Source organism: Halalkalibacter oceani (assembly GCF_023715705.1).
Taxonomy (GTDB): Bacteria; Bacillota; Bacilli; order Bacillales; family Bacillaceae_D; genus Halalkalibacter; species Halalkalibacter oceani_A.
This window is the reverse complement of record NZ_JAMBOS010000072.1, coordinates 1-574: the sequence shown is the minus strand read 5'-3', so window position 1 is coordinate 574 and position 574 is coordinate 1. Positions and strand designations below refer to the sequence as shown.

General features: G+C 46.7%; 1 protein-coding gene. It reads left to right on the top strand.

From position 1 onward, the window contains the following. Positions 1-101 precede the first annotated feature (101 nt). Entirely contained in the window at positions 102-263 is a 162-nt protein-coding gene (locus M3212_RS21690) for a hypothetical protein (protein ID WP_251195979.1), read from the top strand. Positions 264-574: the final 311 nt, after the last annotated feature.

Genomic DNA, 574 nt, shown 5'->3' with positions numbered 1-574 from the left:
GGAGAGCGCCTGCCTTGCACGCAGGAGGTCAGCGGTTCGATCCCGCTAGGCTCCACTTTGAGAGAACACAAACTCTCGATAAAGTTACTGGGATGTTCCTCATGAAGGGAACGAAGCCGGTAGCTTCGTTAACAAAGAGAATCAAGCAGATCAAGGAAGCAAATGGTCGAGGAATGGAGCGTAGTTGTCTACGTGACATGACCGAGATCCATGAAGCTGACGAAGAGCTGCGCCGATTATCTGCCGTTAACATGGTTCTTTGAAAACTAGATCATGATAAAACAAGTAAGTTCATCGGAGTCTTGTTCACATAACAACAAGATGAGATCGAACGAACGTCAAGAATTCACATTTTTTGGTGTTTTTTCTTCATTGAAAAACATTAAATGACAAAGAGGACCAAGCAGATCGAGGAAGCGAGTGACCGAAGGAATGGAGCGTAGTTCCCTACGTGACATGACCGAGAAACACGAAGCTAACGAAGACATGCGAAGAAGATCTGCCGCCAAAATTGGTTAAGTTAGAAAGGGCGCACGGTGAATGCCTTGGCACTAGGAGCCGAAGAAGGACGCGA